We start from the raw sequence: 16,087 nt of genomic DNA on the forward strand, positions 1-16,087 counted from the left end.
CCGGGTTGGAATGGCGCGACACTAGGTCGAGGCCCGTCACGCGTATTTCCTCAAACAACTGTCCTTGCCACTTCGCACGCCGGGAAACGTTGATCGCGACAACGGCTACTCGCGCATCCCCGGCGCACGACCTAGCTAAGCGCGCATCTCGACTGCACAGGATCGAACCAATGACGTCCACCGCAAAATGCCGGATCGCCCTTCTCATCCTGCTGTGCGCGGCATCGCCGGCCCATGCGGGCACCTGCGCGCAAGAGATCGCTCACACTCAGGTGCAACTGGATCGGGCCATCGAAAACGACGCCGGCTCGCACGGCTGGAAGCCGGAGAGCCTCAACGCGCTGCGCAATCATCAACCGACGCCCCGCTCCCTTGCCGAGGCCGAGAGTGGCGACGGCATGGATTTCACGGCTGCGCTCGATGCGCTTGATCGTGCTCGCGCCGCCGATCACATCGGTGACATCGCCGCGTGCAGCCGGGAACTCGCCCACGCGCGGGCCATTCTGAGATAGCGCAGGCGGCCCGTCTGGTGCGAATGCCTGTTGTCTTCGTGCAGCCCGGGAGCGGGACGTGCGTTCTGGAAATACCCGCGCTCGCGCACCTTTCTAAGGTTCGATGGCATTCAGCCCGGAGCAATCTTCATGCGGGACCAGCACTCGCCGAACGAGACCAGCACCACGAGATCGGCATCGCACCGGCTCGTCCTGATGTATCGAGGCGCGGCGCTCGCAACCAGCATGCTTTGGTTCGCCTCGGCCGCGGCAATCGCGCAAACGACGATGCCGGGAACGCAACCCCCGACCGGCATGCTCGCGACGTCGCCGCTCAACCCGCAATCGACACGGCCCGTGGGCATCCCATTGGGATCGACCGAGATCGCAACGCCGGGCACTTCGCCGCTCAATCCAGCGCAAGGCATGATGAATTGTACTGGCTCCGGAAATCCGGCGTCGCCGGGCGCATTATTCGACGGCGGCGGACTTTCCGGCGGCTCATCGACCGCCTGCTCCGCCAGCACGATGGCTCCGTCTCCCCTGCCCTCTACATCGACGGCTGGACGCGTCGGGATTCCGCTGGGAGCCACCGAGCTCGGCGGCGCCGGAATCAGCCCGTCCGTGCCGGTGCCGAGTCCTGTCCCCTCGGACGGCACGACCTCCGTGGGCAGCTCCGGCAATCCCTGACATCGAGGATCAGCATCGTGAAACGACACCTCGCCATCGCGCTCATCGCCGTCGCCGCGGTCCTTGCCGCGACGGGCTTCTGGATCTTCGGTACCGACCGCAAGCCGGTCGTCGTAGCCGCGCCCGTGCCCGCAGCCGTGCCGGTGGTCGCCGCCACCGTCACGGGCAAGGACGTTCCGATCTATCTGAGCGGCATCGGCACGGTGATCGCCTACAACACCGACGTGGTGCGCAGCCAGATCCAGGGCCAGATCGTCAAGATCGCATTCACCGAGGGACAAGCCGTCAAGGCCGGCGATCTGCTCGCCCAGATCGATCCGCGTCCCTATGAGGCCCAGATCGAGCAGCTGACGGCCAATCGCGACAGAGACCAGGCGCAGCTCGCGAACGCCGAGGCCAATCTGACCCGCTACAATCAGCTCGGCGACAAGGGCTATGCGACGCCGCAATTGATCGAGACGCAGACCGCGCAGGTGGCGCAGCTCAAGGCGGCCGTGAAGGCGGACCAGGCGCAGATCGACCAGGCCAACGTCCAGCTCAGCTACACGCGCCTGACCTCGGCCATCCCCGGCATCACCGGCGTCCGCCAGATCGACGTCGGCAACGTGATTCATCCGACCGATCCCAATGGTCTCGTCGTCGTCACCCAGATCGAGCCGATCTCGCTGCTGTTTACCCTGCCGCAGACCGACCTGCCGATGATCCAGCAGTATGCAGCAAAGGGAGCGCTGAAGGTCATCGCCTACAGCCAGGACAACAAGATGAAGCTGGACGAGGGCAGGCTGCTGCTGGTCAACAACGAGATCGCGGGGACGACCGGCACCGTCCAGCTCAAGGCGGAATTCCCAAATCACGAGCACCGGCTGTGGCCGGGCCAATTGGTGAACGCGCGCCTGCTGCTGGAGACGCGGAAGGATGCGCTGACGGTTGCAGGCTCGGCGGTGCAGCAGGGCCCGAACGGCAGCTATGTCTATGTCGTGTCCGGCGACCAGACGGTCGTCCTGCGCCCCGTTCACGTCGCGCAGATCAGCGACGGCCAGGCCCTGATCGACCAGGGACTGAAATCCGGCGACGTCGTCGTGATCGACGGCCAGTATCGGCTGACCGAAGGCAGCCGCGTTCATGAGCTGCACGGCAAGGCCGCGCGTGAAGCCGACCTGCAGAGCGCCGTGCAGGACGCCATCCCATGAATCTTTCCGCCCCCTTCATCCTGCGGCCGATTGCAACCGCTCTGCTGATGGCGGGCCTACTGCTGCTCGGCCTTGCGGCCTACCCGCTGTTGCCGGTCGGCGCGCTGCCGAACGTCAATTACCCGACGATCCAGATCTCGGCACAACTCCCCGGCGCCGACCCGGGGACCATCGCCTCGTCGCTCGCCACCCCGCTGGAGCAACAGCTCAGCCAGATTCCCGGCGTCACGCAGCTCACCTCGTCCAGCGCGCTCGGCGTGGCCCAGCTCACGGTGCAGTTCGAGCTGTCGCGCACGGTGGACAGCGCCGCCGTCGACGTGCTGGCCGCGATCAATGCGGCCAGCCCCTTTCTGCCGCCAAATATCCCCTACCCGCCGACGATCAGGAAGGTGAACCCTGCCGAGACGCCGATCATGCTGATCGCGCTGACGTCGGACTCGCTGCCGCTGACCACGGTGGATGCCTACGCTGAAAACATCCTGCTACCCAAGATCTCGCAGGTTCCGGGCGTGGGCCTCGTCGGAATCGGCGGGCAGCAGAAGCCTGCGATCCGCATCCGCGTCAATCCGCAGGCGCTTGCCGCCCGCGGCATCGGCCTTGAAGACGTCCGCAACGTGATCGCCGGCGCCAATGTCGATCTGCCCAAGGGCACGCTCAACAGCCCGCGCGTCACCTATACGCTGAACACCAACGACCAGTTGCTGAAGCCTGCCGCCTATGAAGACCTCATCATCGCCTATCGCAACGGCTCGCCGGTGCGGCTGCGCGACGTCGGCACGGCGATCGAGGCGCCCGAAAACGACCTGCTGGCCGGCTGGTACGGCAAGGACCCCGCCATCATCCTGGCTGTCCAGCGCGTTCCCGGCGCCAACGTCATCGAGACCGTCGACCGCGTCAAGAAGCTGCTGCCGCAATTGCAAGCCTCCGTTCCGCCCGCGATCAAGGTGACGATCGCAGCCGATCGCACTGCCACCATCCGCGCCGCCGTCTCCGACGTCCAGTTCACGCTGCTGCTGACGGTCGAATTGGTGGTGATGGTCATATTCCTGTTCCTGCGGAATTTCTGGGCCACCATCATCCCGGCGATCACGGTTCCCCTGGCGTTGATCGGCACCTTCGCGGTGCTCTATGTGCTCGGCTACAGCCTCGACAACCTCTCGCTGATGGCGCTGTCGATCGCGGTCGGCTTCGTGGTCGACGATGCCGTGGTCGTCATCGAGAACATCGTGCGCCATCTCGAGCAGGGCATGACGCCGATGCAGGCCGCGCTCAAGGGCTCCAGCGAGATCGGCTTCACGATCGTCTCCATCACCCTGTCGCTGATCGCGGTGTTCATCCCGCTCTTCCTGATGGGCGGCTACGTCGGAAAGCTGTTCCAGGAATTCGCCATCACCATCACCGCATCGCTGCTGCTGTCGCTGATCATTTCGCTCACCTTGACGCCGATGATGTGCGCGCGCCTCCTGAAGGATGAATCGCGAAGGAAGCATGGCCGGCTCTACCTCCTGTTCGAGCGCGGTTTCGATTCCCTGCTCGCGCTCTATGCGCGAGGATTGCGCGTCGTGCTGCGCCATCGTTTCACGACATTGCTCGTGATGCTCTCGACCGTCGCGCTGACCGGCTACCTCTACGTGGTCATTCCGAAAGGCTTCTTTCCGCAACAGGATACCGGACAGATCGTCGGCATCACGGAGGCGGCCCAGGACATCTCCTTCCCCGCGATGTCCGAACGCCAGCAGGCGATCGTCGGCATCCTCTCGAAGGATCCGGCGATCCAGTCGGTGGCGAGCTACATCGGCCCGGGAGGACCGACGGCGACACTCAACCAGGGACGCATCTTCATCGTCCTGAAGCCGAAGCCCGAACGCAAGGTGAGCGCCGACCAGGTGATCGCGCGATTGGGGCCGCGACTCGCTCACATCCAGGGCATCACGCTCTACATGCAGGCGGCGCAGGACATCACCATCGGGGCACGCCTGTCGAAGACGCAGTATCAGTACACCCTGACGGACGCCGATTCCAATGAGCTCACCCACTGGTCGGCGATCTTCCTGGCGAAGCTGCGCGCGCTCGACCTCATCACCGACGTCGCGAGCGACCAGGCCAATGCCGGCCCGAGGCTGGAGGTCACCGTCAATCGTGAAGTCGCGTCCAGCTTCGGCATCCTGCCCACGACCATCGACAACGCTCTCGACGACGCCTTCGGCCAGCGCATCGTCTCCACCATGTTCACCTCGCTGAACCAGTACCATGTCGTGATGGAAGTCGATCCGCGGTTCCAGTACGGACCCGAGGCGCTCAAGGACATCTACCTGAATTCGGCCACCGGCCAGCAGGTCCCGCTGAGCACGCTGGTCCACGCCGTCATCAAGCCTGCCCCCATCCTGATCAACCATCAGAGCCTGTTTCCCTCCGTCACCATCTCGTTCAACCTGCGGCCCGGCGTTGCGCTGGGCGACGCGGTGGCTGCGATCCAGAAGATCGAGAAGGACACCGGCAAGCCCGCCTCGCTGTCGGCCTCGTTCCAGGGCAACGCGCAGGCCTTCCAGTCCTCCCTGTCAGGCACGCCGCTGTTGATCGGCGCCGCTCTCATCGTGATCTACATCATTCTCGGTGTGCTCTATGAGAGCCTGATCCATCCGATCACCATCCTGTCGACGCTGCCGTCAGCCGGCATCGGCGCGCTCCTGCTGCTGCTGGCGGTGCACATGGATCTCAGCGTCATCGCCATCATCGGCATCATTCTCCTGATCGGTATCGTCAAGAAGAATGGCATCATGCTGGTCGACTTCGCCCTCGAGGTGGAACGCCAGCATGGGCTCAGCCCCGAGGAGGCGATCTACCAGGCCTGCACGCTCCGCTTCCGCCCGATCCTGATGACGACGATGGCGGCCCTGCTCGGCGGCGTGCCGCTGATGCTCGGCACCGGCACCGGCGCGGAGTTGCGCCAGCCGCTCGGCTACACGATCGTCGGCGGCCTGATGCTCTCGCAGATCCTGACGCTCTACACCACGCCCGTGGTCTATCTCTATCTCGACCGGCTCGCCAACCGGTTCAGCAAGCACAAGCCGCACGCCGCCGAGACGTCGCCCTCCACGACCAAAGCAGATGCGGGATTGAGCCATGAGTCCGCTTGACAAGGTGACCGTCGGCATCGCGGCGGAGACGCTGGTAATCGTCACACCCGAGATGACGGTCGGCCATGTGGTGCCGGGAATGCCGGCTGTCTACGGCACGCCGATGATGATCCTGCACATGGAGATGGCCGCGGGCGCCGCGGTCCAGCCGTTCCTGCCCGCGGGACATGTCAGCGTCGGAATGATGGTCAATGTCCGCCACCTCGCGGCGACGCCTGTCGGCCGCACGGTGCGCGCGACTGCCCGGATCGTCGCGGTCGAAGCCAGGGGCGTCGTGTTCGAGGTGGAGGCCTGGGACGGCGACCGCAAGATCGGCGACGGCACCCATCGCCGCGGCGTCGTCGACGTCGCCGGGTTCGAGAAGCGGTTCGGCGTGACGAGACCCGCGGCAGCGATGGCCTAGCGTCCACATCCGAGTCGCCCCCTCTCCGAGGTGCAACTGCGACAATTCGCTCTCAGGCCAGCTTGCCGCAGCGTGCTTTTTGACAAAGAGCCGGCAAGAAAGCAAAAGACCGATTTTTCGCGGCGCGGTACACCACGCATCCCTTGTCCAATGCTCCGGGTCCCTGGCCCTGGAATTGGTCTCATGCTCGGCGAGTATCTCTTGGCGCTCTTCGATTTGCCGGCACGGAAATCTGCGACGGCGCGGTACGATTCATGACGGCCGAACGTCAGGGGTCGGATGCGACGGCCGAACATTTGGGCGGCACTCAGCCGCCACGAGCCAAGCGACGGTGGCTTCGCCTGCCGCCGGGCCAGACCGGGCGCCGCGGCGTCCTCGCCCATACCACGCTTTGGGTACTGGGAAGCGCCGCGCTGAGCGGATTGTCGATCGCCTGCTTCCTGCTCGGGTTTGACTTCGCCACCAGCGCTTTCGCCCTTCTGGTCGCCATTGTCCTGCTGTCTCTGCTCGGCAGCTTCGTGTCGTCGGTGATCTTCTCGACCGTCGCGATCGGCTGGCTGGTCTACCTGTTCGTCGAGCCTGTCCATGCCTTTGCGGTGAGTGAGCTCCAGGACGTCGGAGCCCTGGTCGCTTTTCTCGTCACGTCGCTCGTGATCGTGCGCCTGCTGCATCGGCTTGGGCGCGAGGACGCATTGCGGCAACGTCAAGCCGCCTATCTCGCCGAGGCCCAGAAGCTCAGCCGCACCGGCAGCTTCGGCTGGAACATCGCGAGCGGGGAGCTGTTCTGGTCCGACGAGACATACAGGATCTTCGATCTCGATCCGGCGTTGCCCCCGTCACTCGACATCGTCCTGAAGCGCACGCATCCCGACGATCTGAACTTCGTCCGTGAAGCGATCGAGCGCGCCGTGCACGACAGGAAGGGCATTGCCCAGGAACATCGACTGGTGCTGAGCGACGGCTCGATCAGACACATTCGCGTGGTCGCCCACGGGATCACGGACCACCGGGGGCAGTTCGAGTTCATCGGCGCGGTGATGGACATCACCGACCAGAAGAAGGCCCACGCTGAACTGGAGCGGAGCGAGCAGCGTTATCGCCACCTGTTCAGCCGCATGCCGATCGCACTTCTGCAACTCGACGCGAGCGCGCTGGTAGTGCTGTTCCGAAGACTCCGTGCCGAAGGTGTCACGGATCTCCACGGCTATTTCGAAAGTCATCCCGATTTCCTGAGGACATGCATGGACGCGCTCTCGATTCAGGAAGCCAACGAACGGGCCATTCAGATGTTCGGAGGAGGCGCCGAGGGCTATCACGGGCGCCCTTTGGCCGAGACCTGGAAAGAACGTCCGGACACCTTCCGGCGGGCAATGGAGTCCCGCTTCCGGGGAGAAACGAACTTCGAGGAGGAGACCAGGATGGTCACGTGGGACGACCGCATCGTCGACGTCCTCTTCACGACGGCCCGTGTCGGTCCGGTCAACGATCTCGAGATCAGCCTGGTCGGAACGATCGACATCTCGCAACGCCTCCGTGCCCAGGAGAGACTTCGGCAGGTGCAGACCGAGTTTGCGCATGCCGCACGCGTCTCGATGCTCGGCGAGCTCACCGCGTCCATCGCGCACGAAGTCAACCAGCCTCTGGCGGCCATCGCGACCAACGGCGCTGCCGGGTTGCGGTGGCTGAACAGGCCGGTCCCCGACATGGCGGAGGTCCGCAGCGCAATCGAAAACATGGTGACCGATACCAGACGGGCAGCGAACATCGTGGCGCGTGTTCACGGCATGGCTTCGCGCAAGGCGCCGGAGCCCGCCCTCCTGTCGCTCGACGACGTCATTCGCGAGGCGCTTCTCTTCCTCCGGCACGAGATGGAATCCCGCCGTGTGACGATCCTGCACCGTCCCGAGGCGGAAGCACCGCTCGTGCGTGCCGACCGCACCCAGCTGCAGCAGGTGATCGTCAACCTGGCCATCAACGCCGTGCAGGCGATGACGCAGGCCGGACGCGAGGATCGCAGGATCATCATCACGACGGCCACCCGGGACCCGGCGACGCTGTGCTGCTCGGTGGAGGACACCGGTCCCGGCATCGCCGCCGAACATGTGGGCCGCCTGTTCGAGAGCTTTTTCACGACCAAGGACAGCGGCATGGGCATGGGGCTGCCGATCTGCCGCTCGATCGTCGAAGCCCATGGGGGTCGGATCGACGCCGAGGGCATCGGCGCCGAGGGCGGCGCCCGCTTCTGGTTTACATTGCCGATCTCGACGCCGGCGGCGCAGTCAACTTTCCGCGCCGATGCGTGATCGCGATCTTCGCCCTATCGCCACTATTGCGCTGGGGCAGTCGAGCGCACGAGGCGGATCGGTATGCCCTTAAAGGACGGCGTGAAGCTGAGCGGATCGCGGGCATAGAGCGGCACCAGCGGATTGGTTTCCGGATAGTACGCGGCGCAGCAGCCGGTCGGGAAGGAGTAGGCCACCACGCGAAAGTTGCGCACGATCCGCTCGGCGCCGTCGGTCGATACGGTTACCAGGTCCACGCGATCGCCATCCGCAAGCCCTCGCCTCTTCATCTCATATTCGTTGAGGAACACCACGTCGCGCTGCCCGAACACGCCGCGATAGCGATCCGACATCGAGTACAGCGTGGTATTGTACTGGTCGTGGCTGCGAATGGTGCTGAGCCAGAGGAAATCGGCGTCGCATTGCGGCGGATCCTCGCCGCACCCCTCGAAGACCAGGAAATTGGCCTTGCCGGACGGCGTCGCCCAGATGCGCTCGCGGGCCGTCGAAGTGAGATGGAAGCCGCCGGGCACGCGGATCCGGGCATTGTAGCCCTGGAAGATGGGGAAGACGGCCTCGATCGCATCGCGGATGCGATCGTAATCGGCCACGAAGCCGTCCCAGTCGACCAACGTGCGCTCGCCGAGCGTTGCCTTGGCAAGGCCCGCGACGATCGCGACTTCGCTGAGCAGATTCTCCGATGCCGGCCTGTTGCGCCCGCCCGAGGCGTGGACCATCGACATCGAATCCTCCACCGTGATCGACTGCGGTCCCGTTTCCTGAATGTCGATCTCGGTGCGGCCGAGGCACGGCAGGATCAGGGCAGAGCGGCCGTGGATCAGGTGGCTGCGGTTGAGCTTGGTGGAAACGTGGACGGTCAGGTCGAGCTTGCGCAGCGCTGCCTGCGTCGCCTGCCAGTCTGGAATGGCCGCGGCAAAATTTCCGCCCATCGCGAAGAAGACCTTGACCTCGCCGCGGACCATCGCCTCCAGCGCCGTCACGACGTTGTGTCCGGGCGCAGCCGGCGGCTTGAAGCCGAAATGATGCTCCAGGCGCTCGAGCAAATCGGCCTTGGGAACCTCCGTGATCCCCACGGTGCGATCGCCCTGCACGTTGGAATGGCCGCGAACCGGACAGACGCCGGCGCCTTCGCGCCCCACATTGCCGCGCAGCAGCGCAAGGTTGGCGATCTGCTGCACGTTGTGCGCGCCGCGCTGGTGCTGGGTAATGCCCATGCCGTAGACCAGGATGGCGCGCTCCGCCTTCATATAGGCGCCGGCCGCATACTCCATGTCTTCGCGCGTCAGGCCGGACTGACGTTCGATATCCGGCCATTGCGTGCGCTTGAGATCGTCGATCAGCGCCTCGATGCCGACGGTGTGGCCGCCGATGAAATCCCAATCCAGGATCTCCGGCTGCTCGGCGGCACGGGCGGCCTCGTCCGTTTCCACCAGGATCTTCATGATCCCCTTGAGGACGGCGACGTCGCCGCCGACGCGCACCTGGAAGAGCTTCGAGCTGATCGTCGTCGACGACAGCGTGATCATCTCGACGGGACTTTGCGGCGCCTGGAAACGCTCCAGCGCTCGCTCGCGGAACGGGTTGAACGAGATGATCGAAGCGCCGCGGCGCGCCGCATTGCGCAGGCTCGTCATCATCCGCGGGCTGTTGGTGCCGGGATTCTGGCCAAAGATGAAGATGCAGTCGGCCTTGTCGAAATCCTCCAGCAGCACGGTCCCCTTGCCGACGCCGAGCGATTGCGGCAGGCCGACGCTGGTCGCCTCGTGGCACATGTTCGAGCAGTCGGGAAAGTTGTTGGTGCCGAATTCGCGCACGAAGAGCTGATAGAGGAAGGCGGCTTCGTTCGAGGTCCGGCCGGACGTGTAGAATTCGGCCATGTTCGGGTCCGGCAGCGCCTTCAACGCGCGGCCGATCATGTCGAACGCATCGCTCCACTCTACCGCAACGTAGCGGTCGGATGCGGCATCATAAGCCAGCGGATGGGTGAGCCGCCCGACCATTTCGAGGTCATAATCGCTCCAGGCGGCGAGTTCGGTGACGGTATGCTCGGCGAAGAATTCGGGCGTGCAGCGCTTGGAGGTCGCCTCCCAGGCGACCGCCTTGCCGCCGTTCTCGCAGAACTCGAACGACGAGGTGTGTTTCGGATCCGGCCAGGCGCAGCCGGGGCAATCGAAACCCTCCGGCTGGTTCATGCGGCTCAGCGTCGTCGCACCCTTCACCGGCACCCGCTGGACCAAGAGCGCTTCGCTGAGCGCCTTGAGAGCGCCCCAGCCGCCGGCGGGCTCATTGTAGGGACGAACCGACTTCCTGGTCATCTCGACATCTCACGATATGGCAATCCTCCGGTCAGTTAAGGACCGCAGTGGCGAGGCGTCTTTTCAAATCAGAACTTGAATTTCTCAATCGCAAGAGTTCGCCCCGGCCGTTCCGCCCGAACGGCCAGTGCATTCCTGAAAAAGGAAAGCCGTTCGCGGAAGCTGATCCAGTCGCCGGAAACTAGGGTGGATGGCTGGAGCCTCGTTGCGACGGAGAGCTTTCATACCTTTTTCAGGAGCAATCAAACATGTTTTCACGACGTGATTTGCTGGCCATGTCCGCGGCGGGCGCCGCCATGGTCGGCTCCAGCGCGCAAGCTGCCACTTTCGGCAATCCGGACGAGCCGCCACAAGGTGCGGTCAACGCCAGGAGTCCCGGCAGCCTGACCGATCCCGGTCCGCAAAATCCGGCACTCGCCAGGCAATTCCCCTCGGCACAGAACCCGCCCGCCACGGACGTCGGCGGTCTGCCGATGGACTGGGCCTCGTTCAACAACGCGCCGAGGCGCATCCAGGACGGTGGCTGGGCCCGCCAGGTCACGGTCGCGGATTTCGCCATCTCGAAGGAGATCTCCGGCGTCAACATGCGGCTGTCTGCCGGCGGCATCCGCGAGCTGCATTGGCATCAGGCCGCCGAATGGTCGATCATGACCTACGGCTCCTGCCGCATCACCGTGCTCGACACGCAGGGTCGTCCCTATGTCGCCGATCTCAAGGCCGGCGACCTCTGGTATTTTCCGGCGGGCACTCCGCATTCGTTGCAGGGCCTGGGCCCCGACGGCTGCGAGTTCGTGATCTGCTTCGATGACGGCCACGCCAACGAATTCAATACGCTGCTGGTGACAGACTGGTTCGCCCATACGCCGCCCGAGGTGCTGGCGAAGAATTTCGGCGTTCCGGCCGAAGCCTTCGCCAAGATTCCACTGAACAATCGCTGGATCTTCCAGGGCACGGTGCCCGGCGACCTCGCCGCCGATCGCGCCGCCGTTGCACGGCACGCCGAAGCACCTCCCTACCCGTTCGTGCACTCGCTCGGCAGCTCGGCTCCGGTCAAGGAGAGTTCGGCCGGAAGCATTCGCGTCGCCGACAGCACCAACTTCAAGGTGGCCACCACCGTCGCCGCGGCGCTGGTGACGATGCCTCCGGGCGCGGTCCGGGAGATGCACTGGCATCCGAATGCCGACGAGTGGCAGTACTACATCAAGGGCAAGGCGCGGATGACCGTGTTCGATACCGGGCCCAATGCGCGGACGACGGACTTCTCCGCCGGCGATATCGGCTATGTCCCGCGCAATCTCGGCCATTATGTCGAGAATGTCGGCGACACCGAGCTTCAGCTCGTCGGCGTGTTTCGGGCGCCTCGCTACGAGGAAGTGTCGCTCTCGAACTGGCTGACGCATACGCCGCCCAAACTGGTCGCCCAGCATCTCAACATCGACGAGAAGCTGATCGCCCAGTGGCCGGACAACAGCCCCGGGCTCATGCCCAAGACCTGATACAAGTATCTTGAACAAGATCCACGACGACAAAGGCGCCGAAACCGGCGCCTTTTCTTCTTTGCTTCTCGACGATCGACCGGGCGCGTTCTCAGCCGTCAGTAATGATCGGCCGCGGAGACGGCCTTGCCGCGGAAGATGCGATAGCCGACCGCAACATAGAGCAGCATCAAGGGGAATACGAACAGGCCCGCGCCCCAGAACATGAAGGCGAGACTTGCATGGGGCGCCGCGGCCTCCTCGATCGTGACGACGAACGGGATCATGTAGGGCCAGAACGACAGCGCGAGCGTTCCGAACGCCGACACGAAGATCAGCGCCACCATGTGGAACGGCCAATAATCGTCGTGGCTCAGGATGCTCCTGGCGAGTACCGCAGCCGCACCGGCGCCGATCAGCGGAAACACGAACAGATAGGGCCGGTCGACCCACCGGTGCAGAATTGGAAGATGCTCGACAAGCGCATGGAGGAACACGATGACCAGGAATGCCAGGACACCGATCGCCAGCATCGGGATCTGACGCCGCGCATCGTCCCGAACGGGGCCTTCGCACTTTCTCACCAGCCAGCAGGCGCCGAGCAGCGCGTAGCCGAAGCAGAGCCCGATCCCGCACAAGGCGGAAAAGCCGGTCAGCCAGCCGAACGTGCCACCGGTATAGTCGCCGTTCGAGAACTGAAGTCCTTCGACGAGGGCGCCGACCATCGCGCCCTGCATGAAGCTTGCCGCAAACGATCCTGCCGAGAAGCTGACGTCCCAGACCCAGCGCGAGCGTTGCGCCTTGCCGCGAAACTCGAACGCCACGCCGCGCAGGATCAACCCGAGCAGCATGACCAACACCGGAATATAGAAGGCCGACATCAGCATGGAATAGACCACGGGGAAGGATCCCCACATGATCACGCCCGTGACGATCAGCCAGGTCTCATTGCCGTCCCAGACCGGAGCGATCGTACCCAGCATGGCGTCCCGCTTCGCTTCCCCGCTGGTCAGGCCGAACAGCATGCCGACGCCGAGATCGAATCCGTCGAGGAGAAGATAGATCAGGATGCTGATGGCAAGCAGCGCAACCCAGAACATCACCATGGTCATTCTCCTGCCTCGAGATAGCTCCGAGTAGCCGGCACCTGGTCGGCGAGCGACATCGGCCGGTTGGGCACCGGAATGTGCAGCGGCTTGCCGCCGAGGCCCGCAGGACCCGCCTGCAGCAGCCGGTAAATGTAGTAGGTCCCGAACGAGAAGATGAAGGCATAGACTGCAACGAACAGGATCAGCGAAGCTGTCGCCGCGGACGCGGTCAGGAATGGCGTCACGGCGTCGGCGGTCCGCAGCATGCCGTAGACCGTCCATGGCTGGCGGCCGACTTCCGCGGTGTACCAGCCGGTGAGGATCGCGATCCACGGCAGCGGAAAGCTGAGAAAGATGCCCCAGAGCAGCAGGCGGTTGCGCTCAATGCGATGCTTCAGGCCAAGCCAGGTCCCGAGCCAGGCCAGCCCCAGCATCAGCAGGCCGCAGGCGACCATGATGCGGAAGGCGAAGAACGGAATCAACACCGGCGGCCGGTCCTGCGGCGCGAAGCTGGTCAGTCCGACCTCCTTCGAGGTCAGGCTGAGGCTTCCGATGATGCTCCCGAGGACCGGAATCGATATCGCGTATCTGTTGGACTCGGTGCTGGAATCGGGAATCGCGATCAGCACCTCGGAAGCAGGCTGCTCGTCATGCCAACGCGCCTCGATCGCAGCGAACTTGACCGGCTGGTAATCGTGGACATAGTCGCCGACGAGATGTCCGATGAAGAGCTGGACCGGAAGCAGCACGGCCGCAAGTGCAAGGCCCATGCGCAGCATGACATGCGCCTCGGCGCGATAGGTCCGCCGCAGCAGATACCAGGCCCCGGTTGCCGCCACGCAGAACGCTCCGGTCAGGTAGGAGGCGAGCAGCATGTGCGGAAACCGCACCCAGACCACCCGGTTGAAGATGATCTGCATCCAGTCGTCGGGCACGAACTGGCCGTTCTGCATGACGTAGCCCGTCGGCACTTGCATCCAGCTGTTGTTCACCATGATCCAGAATGCCGACAGCGTCGTTCCAAGCGCCACCATGGCGGTCGAGAACAGGTAGAACCAGGGCGGCACCCGGGGTCGTCCAAAGATGAGGATGCCGAAGAAGCTGGCCTCCAGCATGAAGGCGGTGAACGTCTCGTAGGACAGCAGCGGCCCCTGGATCGGTCCCGACATCTTCGAGAGCACGCTCCAGTTCGTTCCGAACTGGAACGCCATCACCACGCCCGATACGACGCCCATGCCGAAGGCGACACCGAAGATCTTGAGCCAGAACTCGAACAGGGTCCGGTAGACGGACCTGCCGCTGCTCAGGTGCATGGCTTCAAGCACGGTCAGCCAGGCGGCAAGCCCGATCGTGAATGCCGGGAAGATGATGTGGAAGGAGATCGTGAACGCGAATTGCAGCCGCGACAGAAGAAGTGCCGTCGGATCCATCGGAACGCCCCTCTTGCTCAGGCTCGTTTCGCAGCGGGCGCGCGCGCGGCCGGACGCTGGATGTCGTCGACCTTGAGGACCGCTGCCGTTGCGGCGCGAATCTGGCGGCAGAAATCCGCGTCATCGATCAACGAGACGCCATAGGACGGGATGATCTGCTTCAGCTTCGGCAGCCAGGCGCTTGCCGTCAGCTCGCCGGCGAAGCATTTTTCCAGCACGCTGATGGCGATGAATGCGGCGGTCGAGGCGCCCGGCGATGCACCGAGCAGGGCCACCAGCGAGTGATCGTCGGCGCCGACGAGCTCGGTTCCGAACTCGAGCAATCCCCCGCGCTTGACATCGGGCTTGATGATCTGGACGCGCTGGCCCGCGACCTGCAATCGCCAGTCCTTCGGATCGGCCTTCGGGAAATATTCGTCGAGCGCAGCGAGACGGTGGCTCTCGGACTGCAGTACCTGCCCGACCAGATATTCGGTGAGGTCGAAATTGTCGCGCGCTACTGAAAGCAACGGCTTGACGTTCGCGGGACGAATGGACTCGAACAGATCCAGCAGCGAGCCGTGCTTGAGGAACTTGCTCGAGAAGCCCGCATAGGGGCCGAACAGCAGCGAGCGCTGGCCGCCGATCACGCGCGTGTCGAGATGCGGCACCGACATCGGCGGCGAGCCGACCGCGGCCTTGCCGTAGACCTTGGCGTGATGACGCTTGTTGATCTCCGGATCGTCGCAGCGCAGCCAGATTCCGCTGACCGGAAAGCCGCCATAACCGCGCCCCTCGGGGATGCCGGATTTCTCCAGCAGCGGCAGCGCACCGCCGCCGGCGCCGATGAAGACGAACTTGGCGCGGACCGACCGCGTCTCACCGCTCGCGGTGTCGCGCACCTCGACCCGCCACCGGCCGCCCTCTTCGCGGACGAGACCGGTGACGCAGCTGTTGTAGCTCACTGCGCAGCCGGGTTGGCTGACGAGATGACCGACCAGGAGATGGGTCAGCGCGCCGTAATCGACATCGGTGCCGGTGATGATGCGCGTTGCCGCAACCGGATCGTCGCCAGTGCGACCGTCCATCACCAGCGGCGCCCATTCGGCGATCTGCCTTGGATCCTCGGTATGTTCCATGCCCTCATAGCAATGATGGGCCGACATCGCCTTGAACCGCTTCCTGAGAAACGCGACGTTCTCCGGGCCGTGCACGAAGCTCATGTGCGGCACCGGATGGATGAAGGCACGCGGATCCGCGATCGCCCCCTTCCCGATCAGGTAGGACCAGAACTGCCGGGACAGATCGAACTCGACATTGACCTGAAGCGCCTTGGAGATGTCGATGCTGCCATCCGGCTGCTCGGGCGTGTAGTTCATTTCGCAATTTGCCGCATGGCCGGTGCCGGCATTGTTCCAGGCGTCCGAGCTTTCGCGCGCGCAATCCTCCAGTACCTCGAGCATCTGGATCGTGAGGGAGGGCTCCAGCTCCTTGAGGAACACGCCGAGCGTGGCGCTCATGATGCCTGCGCCAATGAGGACGACGTCGGTTTCGCGATCGGAAGCTTGCATGGCGTTTTCTCCTCG

At 64.3% G+C, this 16,087-nt stretch carries 11 protein-coding genes; 6 read left to right on the forward strand and 5 right to left on the reverse strand.

What is annotated here, in order from left to right; translation table 11 throughout:
* Positions 1-170 precede the first annotated feature (170 nt).
* Positions 171-512 (forward strand): hypothetical protein, encoded by a 342-nt coding sequence (locus GPL20_RS01730; protein WP_157327083.1) that lies wholly within the window; start codon positions 171-173, stop codon positions 510-512.
* 110 nt (positions 513-622) lie between these two features.
* Here GPL20_RS01730 and GPL20_RS01735 read toward each other — a convergent pair whose 3' ends face one another.
* Positions 623-1,174 carry a hypothetical protein gene (locus tag GPL20_RS01735; protein ID WP_246250043.1) on the reverse strand — a complete coding sequence of 184 codons (552 nt, stop codon included), beginning with the start codon at positions 1,172-1,174 and terminating at the stop codon, positions 623-625.
* Between the two features lie 24 nt (positions 1,175-1,198).
* Between GPL20_RS01735 and GPL20_RS01740 the strand changes: the two genes are divergently transcribed.
* The 4 genes from GPL20_RS01740 to GPL20_RS01755 all read left to right on the forward strand — a co-directional run bounded on the left by GPL20_RS01740 (position 1,199) and on the right by GPL20_RS01755 (position 8,214).
* Complete coding sequence (locus GPL20_RS01740) at positions 1,199-2,371, forward strand: efflux RND transporter periplasmic adaptor subunit (protein ID WP_254125028.1); 1,173 nt, start codon at positions 1,199-1,201, stop codon at positions 2,369-2,371.
* A complete protein-coding gene (locus GPL20_RS01745) occupies positions 2,368-5,508 on the forward strand; it encodes an efflux RND transporter permease subunit (RefSeq protein WP_157327084.1) in 3,141 nt (1,046 codons plus the stop codon). The genes GPL20_RS01740 and GPL20_RS01745 overlap by 4 nt, the downstream gene beginning before the upstream one ends.
* The gene (locus tag GPL20_RS01750) at positions 5,495-5,911 is read left to right on the forward strand and encodes a thioesterase family protein (RefSeq protein ID WP_157327085.1); all 417 of its coding nucleotides are present in this window, start codon (positions 5,495-5,497) and stop codon (positions 5,909-5,911) included. The genes GPL20_RS01745 and GPL20_RS01750 overlap by 14 nt, the downstream gene beginning before the upstream one ends.
* A 143-nt stretch (positions 5,912-6,054) precedes the next feature.
* On the forward strand, positions 6,055-8,214 hold the full coding sequence (locus tag GPL20_RS01755; protein ID WP_246249985.1) for an ATP-binding protein: 2,160 nt from the start codon (positions 6,055-6,057) through the stop codon (positions 8,212-8,214).
* Between the two features lie 23 nt (positions 8,215-8,237).
* Here GPL20_RS01755 and GPL20_RS01760 read toward each other — a convergent pair whose 3' ends face one another.
* Positions 8,238-10,529, reverse strand: a complete 2,292-nt coding sequence (locus GPL20_RS01760; protein WP_157327086.1) for an FdhF/YdeP family oxidoreductase — start codon at positions 10,527-10,529, stop codon at positions 8,238-8,240.
* Positions 10,530-10,777: 248 nt separating this feature from the next.
* Between GPL20_RS01760 and GPL20_RS01765 the strand changes: the two genes are divergently transcribed.
* On the forward strand, positions 10,778-12,025 hold the full coding sequence (locus GPL20_RS01765; RefSeq protein ID WP_157327089.1) for an oxalate decarboxylase family bicupin: 1,248 nt from the start codon (positions 10,778-10,780) through the stop codon (positions 12,023-12,025).
* A 98-nt stretch (positions 12,026-12,123) separates the two neighbouring features.
* Here GPL20_RS01765 and cydB read toward each other — a convergent pair whose 3' ends face one another.
* The 3 genes from cydB to mqo are packed head-to-tail and all read right to left on the reverse strand — an operon-like array spanning position 12,124 to position 16,072.
* Positions 12,124-13,110 (reverse strand): cytochrome d ubiquinol oxidase subunit II, encoded by a 987-nt coding sequence (cydB, locus tag GPL20_RS01770; protein WP_157327091.1) that lies wholly within the window; start codon positions 13,108-13,110, stop codon positions 12,124-12,126.
* A 2-nt stretch (positions 13,111-13,112) separates the two neighbouring features.
* Entirely contained in the window at positions 13,113-14,522 is a 1,410-nt protein-coding gene (locus GPL20_RS01775; protein WP_157327093.1) for a cytochrome ubiquinol oxidase subunit I, read from the reverse strand.
* Positions 14,523-14,539: 17 nt separating this feature from the next.
* Positions 14,540-16,072, reverse strand: coding sequence for a malate dehydrogenase (quinone) (mqo, locus tag GPL20_RS01780; RefSeq protein ID WP_157327095.1), 1,533 nt, complete (start codon positions 16,070-16,072; stop codon positions 14,540-14,542).
* Positions 16,073-16,087: the final 15 nt, after the last annotated feature.

The sequence above is a fragment of the Bradyrhizobium cajani genome, assembly GCF_009759665.1.
Taxonomy (GTDB): domain Bacteria; phylum Pseudomonadota; class Alphaproteobacteria; order Rhizobiales; family Xanthobacteraceae; genus Bradyrhizobium; species Bradyrhizobium cajani.

Bases quoted from the DNA above. Each gene is read 5' to 3' on its own strand.
- GPL20_RS01760 (WP_157327086.1), bottom strand. From the start codon at position 10,529: ATGACCAGGAAGTCGGTTCGTCCCTACAATGAGCCCGCCGGCGGCTGG.
- cydB (WP_157327091.1), bottom strand. From the start codon at position 13,110: ATGGTGATGTTCTGGGTTGCGCTGCTTGCCATCAGCATCCTGATCTAT.
- GPL20_RS01775 (WP_157327093.1), bottom strand. From the start codon at position 14,522: ATGGATCCGACGGCACTTCTTCTGTCGCGGCTGCAATTCGCGTTCACG.
- GPL20_RS01750 (WP_157327085.1), top strand. From the start codon at position 5,495: ATGAGTCCGCTTGACAAGGTGACCGTCGGCATCGCGGCGGAGACGCTG.
- GPL20_RS01765 (WP_157327089.1), top strand. From the start codon at position 10,778: ATGTTTTCACGACGTGATTTGCTGGCCATGTCCGCGGCGGGCGCCGCC.
- mqo (WP_157327095.1), bottom strand. From the start codon at position 16,072: ATGCAAGCTTCCGATCGCGAAACCGACGTCGTCCTCATTGGCGCAGGC.
- GPL20_RS01745 (WP_157327084.1), top strand. From the start codon at position 2,368: ATGAATCTTTCCGCCCCCTTCATCCTGCGGCCGATTGCAACCGCTCTG.
- GPL20_RS01730 (WP_157327083.1), top strand. From the start codon at position 171: ATGACGTCCACCGCAAAATGCCGGATCGCCCTTCTCATCCTGCTGTGC.